General features: G+C 40.4%; 19 protein-coding genes and 2 tRNA genes. 15 read left to right on the plus strand and 6 right to left on the minus strand.

Annotated elements, in window-relative coordinates; genetic code table 11:
- Nucleotides 1–147: 147 nt before the first annotated feature.
- Nucleotides 148–1155: a class 1 fructose-bisphosphatase gene (gene fbp / locus ABN099_RS11475; RefSeq protein WP_349463912.1), complete on the minus strand. Its 1008-nt coding sequence runs from the start codon at nt 1153–1155 to the stop codon at nt 148–150.
- 164 nt (nt 1156–1319) lie between these two features.
- Here fbp and mpl point away from each other — a divergent pair, with 164 nt between their 5' ends.
- Entirely contained in the window at nt 1320–2699 is a 1380-nt protein-coding gene (gene mpl / locus ABN099_RS11480) for a UDP-N-acetylmuramate:L-alanyl-gamma-D-glutamyl-meso-diaminopimelate ligase (protein ID WP_349463914.1), read from the plus strand.
- A 68-nt stretch (nt 2700–2767) separates the two neighbouring features.
- Here the strand turns inward: mpl and argR are convergent, their stop codons facing one another.
- Nucleotides 2768–3238 (minus strand): transcriptional regulator ArgR, encoded by a 471-nt coding sequence (gene argR / locus ABN099_RS11485; protein WP_064718616.1) that lies wholly within the window; start codon nt 3236–3238, stop codon nt 2768–2770.
- Between the two features lie 448 nt (nt 3239–3686).
- Between argR and mdh the strand changes: the two genes are divergently transcribed.
- Nucleotides 3687–4625, plus strand: coding sequence for a malate dehydrogenase (mdh, locus tag ABN099_RS11490; protein WP_349463915.1), 939 nt, complete (start codon nt 3687–3689; stop codon nt 4623–4625).
- A 101-nt stretch (nt 4626–4726) separates the two neighbouring features.
- Here the strand turns inward: mdh and ABN099_RS11495 are convergent, their stop codons facing one another.
- Nucleotides 4727–4993: a helix-turn-helix domain-containing protein gene (locus ABN099_RS11495; protein WP_064718618.1), complete on the minus strand. Its 267-nt coding sequence runs from the start codon at nt 4991–4993 to the stop codon at nt 4727–4729.
- A gap of 186 nt (nt 4994–5179) precedes the next feature.
- Between ABN099_RS11495 and ABN099_RS11500 the strand changes: the two genes are divergently transcribed.
- Both ABN099_RS11500 and ABN099_RS11505 read left to right on the plus strand, forming a co-directional pair.
- On the plus strand, nt 5180–5530 hold the full coding sequence (locus ABN099_RS11500; RefSeq protein ID WP_349463917.1) for a DNA-binding protein: 351 nt from the start codon (nt 5180–5182) through the stop codon (nt 5528–5530).
- 77 nt (nt 5531–5607) lie between these two features.
- Nucleotides 5608–6024, plus strand: a complete 417-nt coding sequence (locus tag ABN099_RS11505; protein ID WP_349463918.1) for a DNA-binding protein — start codon at nt 5608–5610, stop codon at nt 6022–6024.
- Between the two features lie 46 nt (nt 6025–6070).
- Here ABN099_RS11505 and ispB read toward each other — a convergent pair whose 3' ends face one another.
- A complete protein-coding gene (gene ispB / locus ABN099_RS11510; protein WP_349463919.1) occupies nt 6071–7042 on the minus strand; it encodes an octaprenyl diphosphate synthase in 972 nt (323 codons plus the stop codon).
- 262 nt (nt 7043–7304) lie between these two features.
- On the opposite strand from ispB, the gene rplU reads away from it, so the two are divergent.
- The 3 genes from rplU to cgtA all read left to right on the plus strand — a co-directional run bounded on the left by rplU (nt 7305) and on the right by cgtA (nt 9194).
- Entirely contained in the window at nt 7305–7613 is a 309-nt protein-coding gene (gene rplU / locus ABN099_RS11515; protein ID WP_064718622.1) for a 50S ribosomal protein L21, read from the plus strand.
- A gap of 19 nt (nt 7614–7632) precedes the next feature.
- The gene (rpmA, locus tag ABN099_RS11520; RefSeq protein WP_064718623.1) at nt 7633–7890 is read left to right on the plus strand and encodes a 50S ribosomal protein L27; all 258 of its coding nucleotides are present in this window, start codon (nt 7633–7635) and stop codon (nt 7888–7890) included.
- Between the two features lie 131 nt (nt 7891–8021).
- Nucleotides 8022–9194, plus strand: coding sequence for an Obg family GTPase CgtA (gene cgtA, locus ABN099_RS11525; RefSeq protein WP_349463922.1), 1173 nt, complete (start codon nt 8022–8024; stop codon nt 9192–9194).
- A gap of 114 nt (nt 9195–9308) precedes the next feature.
- Here the strand turns inward: cgtA and dacB are convergent, their stop codons facing one another.
- Nucleotides 9309–10751, minus strand: coding sequence for a serine-type D-Ala-D-Ala carboxypeptidase (dacB, locus tag ABN099_RS11530; protein WP_349464079.1), 1443 nt, complete (start codon nt 10749–10751; stop codon nt 9309–9311).
- Between the two features lie 406 nt (nt 10752–11157).
- On the opposite strand from dacB, the gene greA reads away from it, so the two are divergent.
- A complete protein-coding gene (gene greA / locus ABN099_RS11535) occupies nt 11158–11634 on the plus strand; it encodes a transcription elongation factor GreA (RefSeq protein WP_064718626.1) in 477 nt (158 codons plus the stop codon).
- 121 nt (nt 11635–11755) lie between these two features.
- On the opposite strand, the gene yhbY is transcribed toward greA, so the two are convergent.
- Nucleotides 11756–12049 carry a ribosome assembly RNA-binding protein YhbY gene (gene yhbY, locus ABN099_RS11540; protein WP_064718751.1) on the minus strand — a complete coding sequence of 98 codons (294 nt, stop codon included), beginning with the start codon at nt 12047–12049 and terminating at the stop codon, nt 11756–11758.
- A 144-nt stretch (nt 12050–12193) separates the two neighbouring features.
- Here yhbY and rlmE point away from each other — a divergent pair, with 144 nt between their 5' ends.
- The 7 genes from rlmE (at nt 12194) to ABN099_RS11575 (ending at nt 17874) form a co-directional block, all read left to right on the plus strand.
- The gene (gene rlmE / locus ABN099_RS11545) at nt 12194–12823 is read left to right on the plus strand and encodes a 23S rRNA (uridine(2552)-2'-O)-methyltransferase RlmE (protein ID WP_064718627.1); all 630 of its coding nucleotides are present in this window, start codon (nt 12194–12196) and stop codon (nt 12821–12823) included.
- Nucleotides 12824–12870: 47 nt separating this feature from the next.
- Complete coding sequence (ftsH, locus tag ABN099_RS11550; protein WP_349463924.1) at nt 12871–14817, plus strand: ATP-dependent zinc metalloprotease FtsH; 1947 nt, start codon at nt 12871–12873, stop codon at nt 14815–14817.
- A gap of 80 nt (nt 14818–14897) precedes the next feature.
- Complete coding sequence (gene folP / locus ABN099_RS11555) at nt 14898–15740, plus strand: dihydropteroate synthase (RefSeq protein WP_349463926.1); 843 nt, start codon at nt 14898–14900, stop codon at nt 15738–15740.
- A complete protein-coding gene (gene glmM / locus ABN099_RS11560; RefSeq protein ID WP_349463927.1) occupies nt 15737–17074 on the plus strand; it encodes a phosphoglucosamine mutase in 1338 nt (445 codons plus the stop codon). The genes folP and glmM overlap by 4 nt, the downstream gene beginning before the upstream one ends.
- A 166-nt stretch (nt 17075–17240) precedes the next feature.
- A complete protein-coding gene (gene secG / locus ABN099_RS11565) occupies nt 17241–17585 on the plus strand; it encodes a preprotein translocase subunit SecG (protein ID WP_349463929.1) in 345 nt (114 codons plus the stop codon).
- 62 nt (nt 17586–17647) lie between these two features.
- Nucleotides 17648–17737: transfer RNA gene (locus ABN099_RS11570), tRNA-Leu, on the plus strand.
- 60 nt (nt 17738–17797) lie between these two features.
- Nucleotides 17798–17874: transfer RNA gene (locus ABN099_RS11575), tRNA-Met, on the plus strand.
- Nucleotides 17875–17928: the final 54 nt, after the last annotated feature.

A 17928-nucleotide genomic window follows, 5' to 3' on the forward strand; every position in this document is an offset into this window, starting at 1 on the left:
AGTTTTTAACAATACCCGTTTTTTGCCGTACACGTTGAGTTCCGACGTAAAAATAAGCAGTAAATAAAAAAAAGGGTAAATTTGATAGATGAAAAAACCGGACGAATAAGAAGCCCGGTTTATCTATATTGATGCTAGACCAATGAATTATTCTTCGTCAGGGTATTGCGCCATAAAGCTTTCTGCTTGTTCGACCATAGATCGGGTACCAACAAAGAAAGGCATACGTTGATGAAGCTCTTTAGGCTCAATATCAAGAATACGATCTTTACCGTTACTTGCTTTACCGCCAGCTTGTTCCGCTAAAAATGCCATTGGATTGCACTCATACAGTAAACGTAATTTACCTGTTGGATGGCTTGCTGTACTTGGGTAAATATAAATCCCACCTTTTAACAAGTTACGGTGGAAATCGGCAACTAAAGAGCCAATGTAACGAGTGGTATAAGGGCGGTTAGTTGCTGTGTCTTGTTCTTGGCAATACTTAATATATTTTTTAACCCCTAATGGGAATTTAATATAGTTACCTTCGTTGATTGAGTACATGTTACCTGTTGGTGGGAAATGTACGCTCTCATGAGATAAACAGAAAACCCCAAGAGAAGGATCATAAGTAAAGGCATGCACACCACAACCTGTGGTGTAGACCAGCATGGTTGATGAGCCATAAACGACATAACCTGCAGCAACTTGACGGTTACCTGGTTGTAGGAAGTCATCAAGGGTAACAGATTGCCCAATTGGGGTAATTCGATGGTAAATAGAGAAAATTGTACCGACGGAAACGTTTACATCAATATTCGACGAACCATCTAAAGGGTCCATTAGTACAACATACTTAGCGTTTTCTGCACGGTCACCTTCAAAGATAACAATATCATCTTCTTCTTCTGAACCGATACCAGCAACTTCGCCACGAGCCTTAAGCGCCGCTTTTAGCTTCTCATTCGCGTAAAGATCCAGTTTCATCTGGGCTTCACCCTGAACATTAGAAACACCATTGGTGCCAAGGATATCGACTAACCCTGCTTTGTTAATATCACGATGAATAATTTTTGCCCCTAACTTAATTGCCGAAAGCAGTGCAGTTAATTCGCCAGTAGCATGGGGAAAATCTTGTTGTTTCTCGACGATAAATTCGCCTAATGTTTTCATGACGCAGGTCCTGAATGTGAGTGGGTAAAGTAAAAAAGGAGAAAAATCCCCTTGGTGGTGGCAAGTTTAGCCAAAGAATCGGATGATTCAAAGGTTAATCCGTTTCTAATCTGCTTTTTGATGGTTAGAATAGTGACCAACTTCATGCTATTGGACAGAAATTCATGCACATTCATATTCTTGGTATTTGCGGCACGTTTATGGGAAGCCTTGCTATCCTTGCTAGAGCTCAGGGATATAAAGTTACAGGCTCTGATGCTAACGTTTATCCACCAATGAGCACATTGCTGGAAAGCCAAGGCATCGAGCTTATTGAGGGATATGATCCTCAACAACTAGAACCTGCACCTGATATGGTTATCATTGGTAATGCAATGACACGAGGTAACCCTTGTGTTGAAGCCGTGCTTGAAAAAGGATTACCTTACACTTCAGGACCTCAATGGTTACATGATTATATTTTACCAGAGCGTTGGGTTTTAGCTGTTGCAGGTACCCATGGTAAAACAACAACCGCAGGAATGCTGGCTTGGGTTTTAGAAGATTGTGGTTATAAACCAGGCTTTTTGATTGGCGGAGTACCTGGAAACTTTCAGGTATCAGCACAATTAGGAGAAAGTCCTTTCTTTGTTATTGAAGCTGATGAATATGACAGTGCTTTCTTTGATAAGCGTTCTAAATTTGTCCACTACTCACCACGCACATTAATTCTTAATAACCTAGAGTTTGATCACGCTGATATTTTTGAAGATCTCGCTGCTATCCAAAAACAGTTTCATCACTTAGTACGCATCGTGCCAGCAAGCGGCAAAATTATCATGCCTGATAACGATATGAACCTAAAACATACTATTGGCATGGGATGTTGGAGTGAGCAAGAATATACGGGTGAAACGGGTGATTGGCAGGCTAAAAAGCTCAATAATGACAGTAGTCATTTTGAGGTTTACCACCAAGGTGAGCTTGTTGGTGAGGTTTGCTGGGGGCTTTCTGGAGAGCATAATATGCAAAATGGCTTAATGGCGATTGTTGCAGCTCATCATGTGGGTGTATTACCAGTAGATGCTTGTGAAGCGCTAGATAAATTTATTAATGCTCGACGTCGCTTAGAGTTACGTGGTGAAGTCAATAACGTCAGCGTATATGATGACTTTGCACATCACCCAACGGCAATTTTGGCAACACTTGAAGCATTACGCAGCAAAGTAGGTGGAACCGCTAGGATAATTGCGGTATTAGAGCCACGTTCAAATACCATGAAAATGGGGATCAGCAAAGACGATATCGCTCCTGCATTAGGTCGAGCTGACGAAGTGTTCTTATTTCAGCCACCTAATATTCAATGGTTAGTGAGTGAAATTGCCGAGCGTTGTGTACAGCCAGCACGCTGGAGTACAGATTTAGATACTTTAGTTGATATGATAGCGAAAGAAGCACAACCGGGTGACCATATATTGGTGATGAGTAATGGCGGTTTTGGTGGGATCCACCAGAAATTATTAACAGAGCTAGCTAAACCAAAGCAGACTGAAAATCAGTACTAAAATAGAAAAGCCACTGAAAAATAATTTAATTTCAGTGGCTTATCATTTTTAACTTAGTAGACGCAGGATTATAATTCCTGATCAAACAGGTTTAGGATAGCGTCACGCAGTTCTTCAGTAGAGAAACCAGGAGCGGGTGTTGAAAAAATTGTATCATCACCGGCAATACTTCCAAGTATGCCCTCGGCTTTTCCTAATGAATCTAATAGGCGAGCGATAAGCTGTGCTGCTCCTGGGCTGGTTCTTATCACCACAACAGAATGGTTATGGTCAATATCTAGCACCAAGTTTTTGAGTGGGCTGCTTGCTGTTGGAACGCCCATCTCTGTTGGAAGACAGTAAACCATCTCCATTTTTGCATTGCGGGTTCTTACTGCCCCAAATTTTGTGAGCATACGAGAAATTTTAGATTGATTAATATTATCAAAACCAGCTTCTTGTAGTGCTGTCACGATCTCGCCTTGTGAACTGAATTTTTCTTCTTTCAGTAGGGCTTTAAACGCTTTAACCAAGTCTTCTTGCTTAGAAGGAACGCGCATAGTTCACCTTTAGTGAGTTATCAATAACCCCTGCATTATGCAGAGATGTGAATTTTTATGCAACATAACATCGTATAAGGGGCATTATTTACTCTCAAATATTTTTAGAGTGTGATGTGTCGCAAAAGAGTTTTATTTATCTTCTCTGAGTGCGATAATCTAGATGAAGTAAAATATTTGTTAACTAAATGATAATCTTAAATGATTTAATTAAGTAGGGCGGTACACTTAACACTTTACTATATTTATTGGAATTATTTATCAAAAGAGTGTCCGCTATCTCATTAACAGATAAGCAATTTGTTTAGAATAACTGAAGTGTTATTTTTTAATATAAATGCCTTATTATGCAATATTGCTGTTAAATAATTGTTTTTTCTCAAGGCGGATTGCGTAATAGTGAATATATCAAAGGCGTTCCACTATCTCGTAACTAAGGAGTATCAGAATGAAAGTAGCAGTTCTCGGTGCAGCAGGTGGTATTGGTCAGGCACTGGCACTTCTTCTTAAAAATCAGCTTCCGGCTGGTAGTGAACTCTCTTTATATGATATCGCTCCCGTCACTCCGGGTGTTGCAGCAGACTTAAGTCATATCCCGACGCCAGTTGTTGTAAAAGGTTTTGCGGGCGAAGATCCTTCACCAGCGCTAAAAGGCGCAGATGTAGTTCTGATTTCTGCGGGTGTTGCCCGTAAACCAGGCATGGATCGTTCGGATCTATTTAATGTTAATGCGGGAATTGTGCGTAACCTTATTGAGAAAGTTGCACAAAACTGTCCTAAGGCATTAATTGGTATCATCACTAACCCTGTAAATACTACCGTGGCTATTGCAGCGGAAGTTCTCAAAAAAGCCGGTGTTTACGATAAACGACGCCTGTTTGGTATCACTACCCTTGATATTATTCGTGCAAATACCTTTGTTGCTGAGCTAAAAGGTAAAGATCCTCAAAAAACCAACGTTCCTGTGATTGGTGGACACTCTGGTGTTACTATACTTCCTCTGTTATCTCAAGTGGCTGACGTATCGTTTACTGATGATGAAATTGCAGCACTGACAAATCGTATCCAAAATGCAGGAACGGAAGTTGTAGAGGCAAAAGCAGGTGGTGGATCAGCAACATTATCAATGGGACAAGCTGCTGCACGCTTTGGTCTTTCATTAATTCGTGCATTAAATGGCGAAAAAAATGTTATTGAATGTACCTACACTGAAGGCGAAGGAGAATATGCCCGTTTCTTTGCTCAACCTATTCTTTTAGGTAAAAATGGTGTGGAAGAATATTTATCTATTGGTAAATTAAGCGATTTTGAAAAACAAGCGCTTAATGGCATGTTGGATGTATTGAAAAAAGATATAATCCTAGGCGAAGAATTTATTAATAAATAAGAAATACTTTTTTTGCTATAAAAATAATGCAAAATTAAATAAAAACCGCTGATATAGTATCAGCGGTTTTTTTTATTAATTATAATGTATGTAATTATTAGTTAATTATTAGTTTTGTCACGAATCTTTCGTTCAAGTAATTCTCCCGTTTCAGGATGGAAATAACGACTTGGCCAAATTTCGGAAGGTTCTATACCTAGATAGTCAGCAATAATTTTTTCACCCTTTGGCCAAGGTCGTGACAGGGCATTAGCCAGTGTTGAAGAGCTTAATCCAGCTTGTCGAGAGATAGCTGCAAGTGTTGTTCCTCTTTTTCTGAGTGCGGCAATAATATCGGCAGGATGCCAATCAGATTTCCTTGAAATCATTTTTAATCCTTTTTCTATAAAATTGAATGCTGTGTTAGTGGTATAAATAACAGTTTATTAGAAATGCCTAAAAGCATTTAAACTGATTATTTAGAAAATAAAATAACATTATTTTTCTAAAAAGATTTCTGATTTTTTTCTTAATAATTTCTTTTTTGAAGTTGCTAACAATTTTAGAGAAACATAATGAAAAAAGAGTGGTATACGGCAATGGAATTGACGGGTATAGGTGGATTACCTAAATCACCACAGGGTGTTAATGCGAAAGCAAAACGTGAGTCTTGGTTGAAACAAAAGAAAGTGAATAATAAACAAGGTAATGGAGTCGAATATCATTATTCTTGTTTACCAGAAGAAACTTTAATTGCTCTGGAACTTTATGAACCATTAGCACATTACAAACTAAATAAAGAGGAGCCACTCGTTATCTGGGTGAAAGCATTCCAACAACTAAATGATGGTGAACAAAAAACATTAACAGAGCTGATATTGCGAGATGGTATTAGGAGTTTTTTAGAAAAGATCGTAAATGATTGAGCGATTTTAAAGAATGATTATTGCGTTGTCCGCAACAGATATCTGACTAACCTCTTAGTTGAATGTGAGATGAGATCATGAAAAAAGAATGGTATACAGCGAAAGAACTAGTGGGGCTTGCGGGATTACCCAATTCACCGCAAGGGGTTAACTTGATGGCACGCCGGGAAGGATGGGAAAACCGTCGTAAGCGTGGTGTGCAAGGGAAAGCTGTCGAGTATTCAGTTAAAAGTCTACCTGATGAAGTTATTGGTGTCTTAGCGGCTCATGAGCCTCCTGCAGAATATTTATCTAAACGACAGGACGCTTTTCTTATTTGGGTTGAGGCTTATTACCAATTAACCAAATCAGAGCGTGAGAAAATTGTAAAGTTTGTTTTACGCGAAGGGCTTTCAAAATTGATTAGTTATATTGATGCTGATAATCAAGATGCGATAGAGCGTGAAAATGAAGAAGTACTGCGGAAATTAAAAAGTCCTCCAGAATCGACATAGTCGCTCTGGAGGGCTTCTAAGTAACGCTTAATACTCTTTTATACGATTAAGATTGGCGTTGTACCGCAACGTGTGCAAGCCCAATAAGCGCATCTTTATAAGGTGAGTCAGGAACGATAGATAAAGCATCAATGGCTTTGTCAGCTTCTTCCTCTGCTTTTTGGCGGGTATATTCCAAAGAGCCACACTGTTTCATGGTAGTTAAAACAGTATCTAGCAGATGACGACCATTACCTTGTTCAATTGCTTGGCGAATGAGTAGCGCTTCTTCCTCATTACCGTTATGCATTGCATGTAACAGTGGTAATGTAGGTTTTCCTTCATCAAGATCATCACCAGTATTTTTACCTAACTGGTTATTATCTGCATCATAATCAAGCAGATCGTCAATGAGCTGAAAAGCGGTACCAAGATAACGACCGTAATCTTGGAATGCTTTTTCTTGCTCAGGCGTTGCACCTGAAAGTATGGCTGATGCATGAGACGCCGCTTCAAATAAACGTGCTGTTTTACTGTAGATAACCTGCATATAGTCTTCTTCAGTAATATCAGGATCGTTACAATTCATTAATTGTAGAACTTCACCTTCAGCAATCACGTTTGTTGCGCTAGACATCAATCTTAATACACGCATTGAATCAAGATCCGTCATCATTTGAAAAGATCGTGTATAGATAAAATCGCCGACTAATACACTTGCAGCATTACCAAACACCGCATTTGCTGTTTGTTTACCTCGACGCATATCTGATTCATCAACAACATCATCATGTAATAATGTTGCAGTGTGAATAAACTCGATAAGTGCAGCAACCGAGATGTGTTTGTCCCCTTGATAACCTAAAGCTCTGCCAGTAAGTACTGCGATCATTGGGCGGATCCTTTTTCCTCCACCGCTAATGATGTAATAGCCGAGTTGGTTGATCAGAGAAACATCTGAATTAAGTTGGTAAAGAATTGCCTCATTTACCGCCGTCATATCAGTGGATGTCAGTTTTACAATAGATTCTAAATTCATGTTTTTTCGACTTTGGCTCGCCAATGAGCGCGTTATTATTAATAAAAAATTATCATGCCACAGATTTTACTCTCTTATAATTTAGATTGTACTTTAAAAATTGCTGAAATAAATATCGCGTAAAAAACTCTTTTTTTTAACGGTAGTTTGCGATCTGTACTTGTCATCGGCACTAAAGTTGCGTAGAATTCGCGCCCTATGTGAATATTTTAATTGTGCGCTCAGATTATCATATTGAGAGTGCACGGAAAGCGGAGTTTATATGTACGCGGTTTTCCAAAGTGGTGGTAAACAACACCGAGTCAGCGAAGGTCAAACTATTCGTTTAGAGAAGCTCGAAGTAGCAACTGGCGAAACTATCGAGTTTGACACCGTTATGATGGTCGCTGATGGCGACAACATTCAAATTGGCGCTCCAATTATTGCGGGCGTTAAAGTTAAAGCGGAAGTGGTTGCTCACGGTCGCGGCGAGAAAGTTAAGATTGTTAAGTTCCGTCGTCGTAAACACAGCCGTAAACAACAGGGCCACCGTCAGTGGTTCACTGATGTTAAAATCACTGGTATCGCTTAAGGTTTAGGAGAGTAGTTCAATGGCACATAAAAAGGCTGGCGGCTCGACTCGAAACGGTCGTGATTCCGAAGCAAAACGTCTAGGTGTGAAACGTTTCGGTGGTGAAGCTGTATTAGCAGGTAGCATCATCGTTCGTCAACGTGGTACTAAGTTCCATGCAGGTACTAACGTTGGTTGTGGTCGTGACCACACCCTGTTTGCATTAGCTGACGGAAAAGTTAAATTCGAAATTAAAGGTCCAAACAACCGTAAATTTATCAGCATCGACGCTGAATAATTACCGGTCCTTTAAATACCGAGTTAAAAGCCCTGCACAGTCTGTTGCGGGGCTTTTTATATTTAAAAAAGGCCATCTCTGGGTAATTTCGGCCATCCAGCACGTTAATGGCTATCATACGGAGTAAAATCATGAAATTTGTTGATGAGGCCAAGATCCTAATCGTCGCTGGCGATGGTGGTAATGGCTGTGTAAGCTTTCGTCGCGAAAAATATATCCCTAATGGGGGACCTGACGGTGGTGATGGTGGTGATGGTGGTGATGTCTACATGATTGCAGACGAAAACCTAAATACACTTATCGATTACCGTTTTACTAAATCTTATCGTGCCGAACGAGGCGAAAACGGTCATAGCCGTGATTGTACTGGTAAGCGCGGTCAAGATATTACCATTAGTGTACCCGTTGGAACCCGTGTTCGTGATCTGGCAACTAATGAGATAATTGCTGACTTAACGGTCCATGGTCAAAAGCAAATGGTCGCTAAAGGCGGTTTCCATGGCTTAGGTAATACACGTTTTAAATCATCCGTTAACAGAGCGCCACGTCAGCGCACAATGGGAACGCCAGGTGAAGAGCGTGAAGTACTGCTTGAACTTATGTTATTAGCTGATGTTGGTATGTTAGGCATGCCAAATGCAGGCAAATCAACCTTTATTCGTGCGGTATCAGCAGCAAAACCAAAAGTGGCTGACTATCCATTTACCACATTAGTGCCTAGCTTAGGTGTTGTGCGTATGGATAATCATCAGAGCTTTGTGGTGGCAGATATTCCAGGTCTTATTGAAGGCGCTGCTGATGGTGCAGGTCTTGGGATCCAGTTTTTAAAACACTTAGAACGTTGCCGAGTGTTATTACATTTGATCGATATCGATCCTATTGATGGTTCAGATCCTGTAGAGAATGCCAGAATCATTGTTTCTGAATTAGAAAAATACAGCGAAAAATTAGCACAAAAACCACGTTGGTTAGTTTTCAACAAAGTTGATCTTCTTGATCCTGAAGAAGCGAAAGAGAAAGCACAAGCTATCGTTGATGCGCTTGGTTGGGAAGGCGATTACTATATGATAGCCGCGATCAACCAAGAGGGTGTGAAAAAACTTTGCTGGAACATCATGGAATTCCTAAATGTGACACCACGAGAGCAAGATGTGGTTGCCACAGCTGTTGATAGCGATAAAGTTGACTTTATGTGGGATGATTATCATAAAGAGCAACTTGAAAATCCTGATTTTGAAGAAGATGACGATGATGATTGGGATGAAGAAGATGATGAAGGTATCGAGTTTATTTATAAACGTTAATTTATTACTTCTATAGCTATTGAGTTTTCAATATCGAGCTTAAAAAGAAAATGCCTGATTTATCAGGCATTTTTTATTATAACAATTATTTCTAGTATTTATTTAGTCATCAGATTATCGATTGTTGTACATATCTTTATATAGATTCGTTTCAAATCGCACTAAATAGGCACGACCTGCATTACGATTCTGTGTTGGCGGAGAATAAGCAGAAACATATTGCACAAAAGCGACTTTTTGCCCATTTGCCGTTGTCATAAAGCCTGCAAGATTATAAACCCCTTTTAAAGAGCCTGTTTTAGCGGATACTTTGCCATCAACACCTGCTTCATGAAATCCACCACGATATTGTAATGTGCCATCATGACCAGAGAGTGGCAGCATAGTAATAAAATTGAGTTCATTTTCATGCTGCCCAATATATTGCAGTACTTGCATCATGGTGGCTGGTGCAATGAGGTTATGTCGAGAAAGCCCTGATCCATCAACCATAATGGTATTACTTAAATCAATGCCCGCTTTCTGTTTCAAAATAGCCCTAGTTGCATCAGCGCCTGAACGCCAAGTTCCTGCTACACCGTAATATTCGCGTCCAATTGTTCTAAATATAGTGTCTGCAATCATATTGTCAGACTCTTTTAGCATGGTGGTAAGTAAATTATGCAGTGGCTTAGATTGTGTTTGAGCCAGAATTGTTACTGGTGCTTTTGCTTGAGAACGGCGTTTTACATAGCCATCAAGCTCAATATTCGCTTTTTGTAACTCTTCTTTTAAGATAGTTCCTGCCCAATGAGCACCATCTTGAATTGAAAACATAAGAGGGATCGCATCATCACGTTTTGGCATGCAACCTGTAATAACATAGGTGTTTAAATCACGGACAGTGACATCTAGCTCACAAAAGCGGGTTCGGGTTGAGCCTTTTTCATAGGTTTCAACTTCACTTAATACGGTAACAGGGTAAAAAGAGGCTTTACGAACCGTTGCTATATCACCCTCTTTAGTCCCGCTTTGTAGTAAAACGGAGAAACAGTTTTTATCAACAATAGCCGCTCCAGGTGGTGCGCTAAAGCATTGTGTCATGTCGTTCCAAACCCAACCAGGGGCTTGGTCATGACTAGAAAATGCAGAAGTATCAATGAGTAGATTGCCGTGGACTTTTGTCACGCCCGACTGTTTTAAAATAGCAACCATGCCTCTAAGTTGTTGGCGAGTTAAGGTTGGATCACCGCTGAAACGGAAGATCAGGTCACCATTAAGTTGATCTTTATTTATTTGACCTTCTGTTTCCATTGTTGTTGTAAATTGATAGTCCCTACCTAATTGCAGTAGTGCTGCTAGGGCTGTTACCACTTTTTGTGTACTAGCAGGAAGCGCCAACTGGTCTGCATGGTAAGTGAGATTAGGCGATGGGGCACCAACAGTTTGTGTTATCAAGCTAACCTGTGTTCCGTCAGGGAGATATTCTATGTAGTTTTCTACAGGAATAGCCTGCGTTGAAAAGCTAACGACACCTAAAATGTAAAGTATTCGTCGTAAATTAGGGAATAAGCGCATAAGTTTTCTATCCATAACTATAGCGTGATAACGTTATAGTGTTGATTGCCAGTGGGTAATACTAAAGGGCAATGAGGGCAAAAGTAAACGCTAATGAGTGTGATTACTTCATTATCAGAAAATGTCTAGTTATCTATTTATAAATATAGATAAGGCGTGAAGCTATTTGAGTCTTGTGTTAGATTTAGTTTAAATGTGAGGGGCGAATTTTACTTCTCAATAGCACGAATTAGCTGTTAAAAAGGCCGCTAATTCACCAAATATATGAGAGACAGGTCCAGTTTTAGGCTGCCTGTGTCTTTTTTTGTCTTGAGAAGAGGAAAAACACCTTTTTCTCTGTGTTGTTAGTATAAAAAATCAGGATGATACCTATTTTTTATTAGGAATAGTATTGAGGTATTAACACATGAATCAGATCCCTATGACAGTTTTGGGTGCGGAAAGATTACGCGAAGAACTGGAGTTTTTAAAAAGTGTTCGTCGTCCCGAAATTATTGCCGCTATCGCGGAAGCACGGGAACATGGCGACTTAAAAGAGAATGCTGAATATCACGCAGCCCGGGAACAACAGGGTTTCTGCGAAGGTCGTATACAAGAAATCGAAGCTAAGTTATCTAATGCCCAGGTTATTGATGTGACAAAAGTGACCAATAACGGTCGTGTTATTTTTGGTTCAACGGTAACATTGTTAAATGTAGATACCGAAGAAGAGCAAACTTATCGCATCGTTGGTGATGATGAAGCCAATATCAAAGAAAATTTAATTTCAGTAAACTCTCCGATAGCTCGGGGACTTATTGGTAAAGAATTAGATGATGTGGTTGTTATCAACACACCTGGTGGTCAAGTTGAGTATGAAGTTTTAGACGTAAAATACATTTAATTTGTAATTTTACGTTTCTATAGAAAACTCAGCTGTTATCCTGTGGTAATATAAAAAAGGCCTTAAAAGGCCTTTTTTGCCATAGAGTTAGTAATGGCATTTTTATATAAAGGTATAAGTTTTATTTCGGTAGAATAATCTTACGCTCTTGTGAAGGGCGATAAAGAACTAATATTTTTCCGATAACTTGTACATTCTGTGCACCGCTTTCGCGTACAATCGCTGCAACGATCAAGTTTTTAACATCTCGATCTTCGCCTGCGATTTTGACTTTGATAAGCTCATGGTGTGCCAGAGCGAGTTCAATTTCTGCAAGAACGCCTTCAGTCAACCCGTTGTTACCAATCATAACGACTGGATTTAGGTGATGAGCGAGCCCTTTCAGGTGTTGAATTTGTTTTTTGTTAAGAGTCATCATTAATTTTTGCTTAGTTGGGATTGAAAACGATCTATTCTAACGCCATCTCTCACTTATCACCATAAAATGTCGTATGACGAGGTTAAATGAGTGAGATAGTAAAAATTTTGATAGCTAAGTGTATGATAGTTGGAAAACACAATGGCCAATAAGAAACGTTCGGCAAGCTCTAGCCGCTGGTTACAAGAACATTTTAGTGATAAATATGTTCAACAAGCAAAGAAAAAAGGGTTTCGCTCTCGCGCTTGGTTTAAACTGGATGAAATTCAGCAAAGTGACAACATTTTTAAACCGGGTATGACCGTTGTCGATTTAGGAGCAGCCCCAGGTGGGTGGTCTCAATATGTTGTACAGCAGTTAGGGAACAAAGGTCGAATCATCGCATGTGACCTTTTACCTATGGATCCTATTGTTGGAGTCGATTTCCTTCAGGGCGATTTTCGTGATGAACTTGTATTGAAGGCATTGCTTGATAGAGTAGGTGACAACAAAGTACAGGTTGTCATGTCTGACATGGCTCCAAACATGAGCGGAACACCCGCGGTCGATATTCCTCGATCCATGTATTTAGTAGAGTTAGCGCTTGATATGTGTCGTGATGTGCTGGCTCCCGGGGGAAGTTTTATTGTCAAAGTGTTTCAGGGAGAAGGCTTTGATGAATACCTGGGGCAAATACGCTCCCTGTTTACGAAGGTAAAAGTTCGTAAGCCTGACGCTTCGCGGTCTCGTTCTCGTGAGGTATATATTGTAGCCACAGGGCGTAAACTTTAGTACCCTAAAGCTATTTGTTAACACAGTTGTAATATGAGGTTAATCCCTTGAGTGACATGGCGAAAAACCTGATCCTCTGGTTAGTCATTGCAGTCGTTTTGATGTCATTATTCCAGAGCTTCGGACCCAGCGATTCGAATAGTCGTAAGGTGGATTACTCTACCTTTATCAATGAGTTAACTAATAACCAATTACGCGAGGTCAGCATAAGTGGTTATGATATTAATGTAACTAAAACAGATAACTCAAAGTACAGCACGTATATGCCTATGCGTGATGACAACCTGCTGACCACTTTAATGAACCGTAATGTAAAAGTAACGGGTGAACCACTTGAAGGTCAAAGTCTTCTGACTCAGATTTTTGTTTCTTGGTTCCCAATGCTATTACTGATTGGTCTTTGGATCTTCTTTATGCGCCAAATGCAAGGTGGTGGCGGTAAAGGTGCGATGTCTTTCGGTAAAAGTAAGGCTCGTATGCTGACGGAAGACCAAATCAAAACAACGTTTGCAGATGTTGCAGGTTGTGATGAAGCCAAAGAAGAAGTGAGTGAATTAGTTGAATATCTACGTGAACCGGGTCGTTTCCAAAAGTTAGGGGGTAAAATCCCTAAAGGTATCCTGATGGTAGGACCGCCAGGTACAGGTAAAACGTTATTAGCCAAAGCTATTGCTGGTGAAGCTAAAGTTCCATTCTTCACTATTTCTGGTTCTGATTTCGTTGAAATGTTTGTGGGTGTGGGTGCTTCTCGTGTTCGTGATATGTTTGAACAAGCGAAAAAAGCCGCACCTTGTATCATCTTTATTGATGAAATTGATGCTGTAGGTCGCCAACGTGGTGCAGGTTTAGGTGGTGGTCACGATGAACGTGAACAAACACTAAACCAGATGCTAGTTGAAATGGATGGTTTTGAAGGTAATGAAGGTATTATCGTTATTGCGGCAACTAACCGCCCTGACGTTTTAGACCCAGCATTACTGCGTCCAGGTCGTTTTGACCGCCAAGTAGTTGTTGGTTTACCTGACGTTCGTGGTCGTGAACAAATTCTGAAAGTTCATATGCGTCGAGTGCCATTGTCACCAGATGTTGATCCTGCGATTTTAGCGCGTGGTACTCCTGGTTTCTCGGGTGCTGATTTAGCTAACTTGGTTAACGAAGCCGCTCTGTTTGCTGCCCGTGGTAATAAACGTGTTGTTTCTATGGTTGAGTTTGAAAAAGCCAAAGATAAGATCATGATGGGTGCAGAGCGTCGTTCAATGGTTATGACCGAAGAACAAAAAGCATCAACGGCTTATCATGAAGCTGGTCACGCAATTATTGGTCGTTTAGTACCTGAACATGACCCAGTGCATAAAGTAACGATTATTCCTCGTGGACGTGCATTAGGTGTGACATTCTTCTTACCAGAAGGTGACCAAATCAGTGCGAGCCGTCAGAAGTTAGAAAGTCAAATTTCAACTTTATATGGTGGTCGTTTAGCTGAAGAGATTATCTATGGTTCAGAACATGTTTCTACAGGTGCATCTAACGATATCAAAGTAGCAACGAATATTGCGCGTAACATGGTGACACAGTGGGGCTTCTCTGAAAAATTAGGGCCATTACTGTATGCGGAAGAAGAAGGCGAAGTCTTCTTGGGTCGTTCAGTCGCTAAAGCGCAACATATGTCTGATGATACTGCACGTACAATCGATGAAGAAATTAAAGCGATTGTAGATCGTAACTACGTTCGTGCTCGTCAGATCCTGATGGACAATATCGATATTCTTCATTCAATGAAAGATGCACTGATGGTTTATGAAACTATTGATGCACCACAAATTGATGACTTGATGAATCGTCGTGAAGTTCGTCCACCTGCGGGTTGGGATGGTAATGGCAACAGTGGTTCTAACACCACAACAGCACAACCAGCTCAGACGCACGTTACGAATGAACCTAAAGAAAAGCCTGAATCAGAGGGTGATACACCGTCTGATAACAATACTCACTAATCCTATTTAGGAAATAAATGAGTAAGCTATAAAATACAAACCCCAGGCTTCTGGGGTTTTTTTATAAAGGTATTAACATAATGAAATTAATTGCCAATGGTAGAGAGCTTTGTTTATCAACACCTCAAGTTATGGGGATCTTAAATGTCACCCCAGACTCTTTTTCTGATGGTGGTACTCATAACTCACTCAATGATGCACTCAATCATGCGGCAAATATGATTGCACAAGGCGCTACTATTATTGATATTGGTGGCGAATCAACAAGACCTGGTGCAAGCGATGTCAGCATTGAAGAAGAGCTACATCGTGTCGTTCCTGTTGTTGAAGCAATAAGACAACGTTTCGATGTTTGGATTTCTGTTGATACTTCAAAAGCGCAAGTTATTACTGAATCAGCAAAAGCAGGAGCAACAATCATTAATGATATTCGCTCTTTGCAAGAACCTGGGGCACTTGAAGCAGCGGCTAAAACGGGGCTACCTGTTTGCATTATGCATATGCAGGGTGACCCTAAAACAATGCAACAAGCACCTCATTATAAAAATGTGATGATGGATGTTACCCATTTTCTTGAGGAGAATATCCAACGTTGCATTGATGCTGGAATCGAAAAAAATCAAATTATTCTTGATCCAGGATTCGGCTTTGGTAAAAATTTAGCGCATAATTATCAGTTATTAGCACACTTAAGTGAATTTCATCACTTTGGTTTACCCATACTCGCCGGAATGTCACGCAAATCTATGGTTGGACAACTATTAAATGTTCCGCCACAAGAGCGTGTTGCTGGTAGTGTTGCTTGCGCTGTCATTGCTGCAATGCAAGGCGCACAGATTATTCGTGTACACGATGTTAAAGAGACCGTTGATGCGATGAAAGTCGTGCAAGCGACTCTTTCTGCAAAGGAAAATAATGAATGAGCGAACGTAAATACTTTGGAACAGACGGTATCCGTGGAAAAGTAGGAGATAGTCCAATTACTCCTGATTTTGTTTTAAAATTAGGTTGGGCTGCGGGTAAAGTATTAGCTCGTCATGGCTCTCGTAAAATCATTATCGGTAAAGATACACGTATTTCAGGCTATATGTTGGAGTCTGCATTAGAAGCGGGTCTTGCCGCCGCTGGGTTATCTGCATCATTTACAGGACCAATGCCAACACCTGCAGTTGCTTATCTTACAAGAACTTTCCGTGCGGAAGCCGGTATTGTTATTTCTGCTTCTCATAATCCTTATTATGATAATGGGATCAAATTTTTCTCTATTGATGGTACAAAACTACCTGATGAAGTAGAAGAAGCCATTGAAGCAGAAATGGAAAAACCAATTACTTGCGTTGAATCAGCTGAATTGGGTCGAGCAAATCGTATTGTTGATGCGGCTGGTCGTTACATCGAATTCTGTAAAGGGACTTTCCCCAACGAGAATAATCTTAATGGATTAAAAGTCGTTGTCGATTGTGCTCACGGTGCTACATACCACATCGCACCTAATGTTTTTCGTGAGTTAGGTGCTGAAGTTATTACTATTGGTTGTGATCCAACAGGTATTAATATTAATGATGAGTGTGGTGCAACAGATGTACGTATGTTGCAAAAAAGAGTGCTGGAAGAAGGCGCTGATGTTGGTTTAGCATTCGATGGTGATGGTGACCGAATCATTATGGTCGACCACCAAGGATTTAAAGTTGATGGTGACCAAATTCTCTATATTATTGCAAGAGAAGCTTTACGTCAGGGACAATTGCGTGGTGGCGCAGTGGGTACACTGATGAGTAATATAGGGTTAGAAATTGCACTGAAACAATTGGGTATTCCTTTTGTTCGGGCTAAAGTGGGTGACCGCTATGTTCTTGAAAAACTTCAAGAAAAAGGCTGGCGTTTAGGTGCTGAAAACTCAGGTCATATTATTTTGCTAGATAAAACAACAACAGGCGATGGTATTGTTGCTGGGTTACAAGTACTTAGTGCAATGGTACGTAATCATATGACCCTGCATGACTTATGTAGCGGTATGAAGTTATTACCACAAATATTGGTTAATGTTCGCTTTACAGGTAGTCATGATCCATTACAAACTCCTGAAGTTCAAAGTGTCGCTAAGGCAGTTGAAGAAGAGCTTGCAGGTAAAGGACGTGTTCTATTACGTAAATCGGGTACTGAACCATTAATTCGTGTGATGGTTGAAGGCGAAAATGAAGAACAAGTTACAGCGATGGCAAACCGTATTGCGGATGCAGTAAAACACGTTGGGTAATTGCTGTTTTTTTCTTCAATCAATCACTTTATAGAAAAATAACCTTGCTTGTCAGTTCAGCTTTGGTTAGTATTCACACCCGCTTAGTAAGGTCGTTGAGCTATAGCGGGTGAAGCAATCGAAGGTTATCGCTGAGGCGATAAGTTCCATAGAATAGGTAACGCAAATGTATACAGCACTCATTGTTATTCTTATCATTGCAGCAACAGGGCTGGTTGGCCTGATCCTGTTACAGCAGGGTAAAGGTGCTGATATGGGCGCTTCTTTTGGTGCAGGTGCTTCCGGTACAGTATTTGGTTCAAACGGTTCAGCTAATTTCATGACCCGTATGACCGCTGTTTTAGCAACAGTGTTTATTGTACTTTGCCTGATTTTGGGTAATTTAAGTGCCAATAAAACTGTACGTGAAGACAGCAAGTGGATGTCTATCGAGCAGACTGCAGAAGAAGCAAAAAAAGCTGAACAATCAGCCCAGCCTGTAGCGCCAGCAAAAACAGATATTCCGCAGTAATCTAAGTAAAGTTTAAAGTGAGATTGTTAGGTTTTGATTTGTAAATAACAGTCTCATTCAGTGCCGAGGTGGTGAAATTGGTATACACGCTACCTTGAGGTGGTAGTGCCTACAAAACGGGCGTACGGGTTCAAGTCCCGTTCTCGGCACCATTATTCCAGATAACTTGCGTTTTGCTTGTTATCAGCGTAAAATTTGCCACGTTTTTCGAACGCGGGGTGGAGCAGTTTGGTAGCTCGTCGGGCTCATAACCCGAAGGTCGTCGGTTCAAATCCGGCCCCCGCAACCACTTCTAACAATACAGCACTTTTCTCATTAATCATCTTGTAAATCGATTATGATC

Origin of the sequence: Proteus hauseri, assembly GCF_040139125.1 — a bacterium.
Lineage (GTDB): Bacteria > Pseudomonadota > Gammaproteobacteria > Enterobacterales > Enterobacteriaceae > Proteus > Proteus hauseri_B.

Excerpts from the sequence above, each read along its gene's own strand:
- fbp (WP_349463912.1), bottom strand. The coding sequence starts at position 1,155 with ATGAAAACATTAGGCGAATTTATCGTCGAGAAACAACAAGATTTTCCC.
- mpl (WP_349463914.1), top strand. The coding sequence starts at position 1,320 with ATGCACATTCATATTCTTGGTATTTGCGGCACGTTTATGGGAAGCCTT.
- argR (WP_064718616.1), bottom strand. The coding sequence starts at position 3,238 with ATGCGCGTTCCTTCTAAGCAAGAAGACTTGGTTAAAGCGTTTAAAGCC.
- mdh (WP_349463915.1), top strand. The coding sequence starts at position 3,687 with ATGAAAGTAGCAGTTCTCGGTGCAGCAGGTGGTATTGGTCAGGCACTG.
- ABN099_RS11495 (WP_064718618.1), bottom strand. The coding sequence starts at position 4,993 with ATGATTTCAAGGAAATCTGATTGGCATCCTGCCGATATTATTGCCGCA.
- ABN099_RS11500 (WP_349463917.1), top strand. The coding sequence starts at position 5,180 with ATGAAAAAAGAGTGGTATACGGCAATGGAATTGACGGGTATAGGTGGA.
- ABN099_RS11505 (WP_349463918.1), top strand. The coding sequence starts at position 5,608 with ATGAAAAAAGAATGGTATACAGCGAAAGAACTAGTGGGGCTTGCGGGA.
- ispB (WP_349463919.1), bottom strand. The coding sequence starts at position 7,042 with ATGAATTTAGAATCTATTGTAAAACTGACATCCACTGATATGACGGCG.
- rplU (WP_064718622.1), top strand. The coding sequence starts at position 7,305 with ATGTACGCGGTTTTCCAAAGTGGTGGTAAACAACACCGAGTCAGCGAA.
- rpmA (WP_064718623.1), top strand. The coding sequence starts at position 7,633 with ATGGCACATAAAAAGGCTGGCGGCTCGACTCGAAACGGTCGTGATTCC.
- cgtA (WP_349463922.1), top strand. The coding sequence starts at position 8,022 with ATGAAATTTGTTGATGAGGCCAAGATCCTAATCGTCGCTGGCGATGGT.
- dacB (WP_349464079.1), bottom strand. The coding sequence starts at position 10,751 with ATGCGCTTATTCCCTAATTTACGACGAATACTTTACATTTTAGGTGTC.
- greA (WP_064718626.1), top strand. The coding sequence starts at position 11,158 with ATGAATCAGATCCCTATGACAGTTTTGGGTGCGGAAAGATTACGCGAA.
- yhbY (WP_064718751.1), bottom strand. The coding sequence starts at position 12,049 with ATGACTCTTAACAAAAAACAAATTCAACACCTGAAAGGGCTCGCTCAT.
- rlmE (WP_064718627.1), top strand. The coding sequence starts at position 12,194 with ATGGCCAATAAGAAACGTTCGGCAAGCTCTAGCCGCTGGTTACAAGAA.
- folP (WP_349463926.1), top strand. The coding sequence starts at position 14,898 with ATGAAATTAATTGCCAATGGTAGAGAGCTTTGTTTATCAACACCTCAA.
- glmM (WP_349463927.1), top strand. The coding sequence starts at position 15,737 with ATGAGCGAACGTAAATACTTTGGAACAGACGGTATCCGTGGAAAAGTA.
- secG (WP_349463929.1), top strand. The coding sequence starts at position 17,241 with ATGTATACAGCACTCATTGTTATTCTTATCATTGCAGCAACAGGGCTG.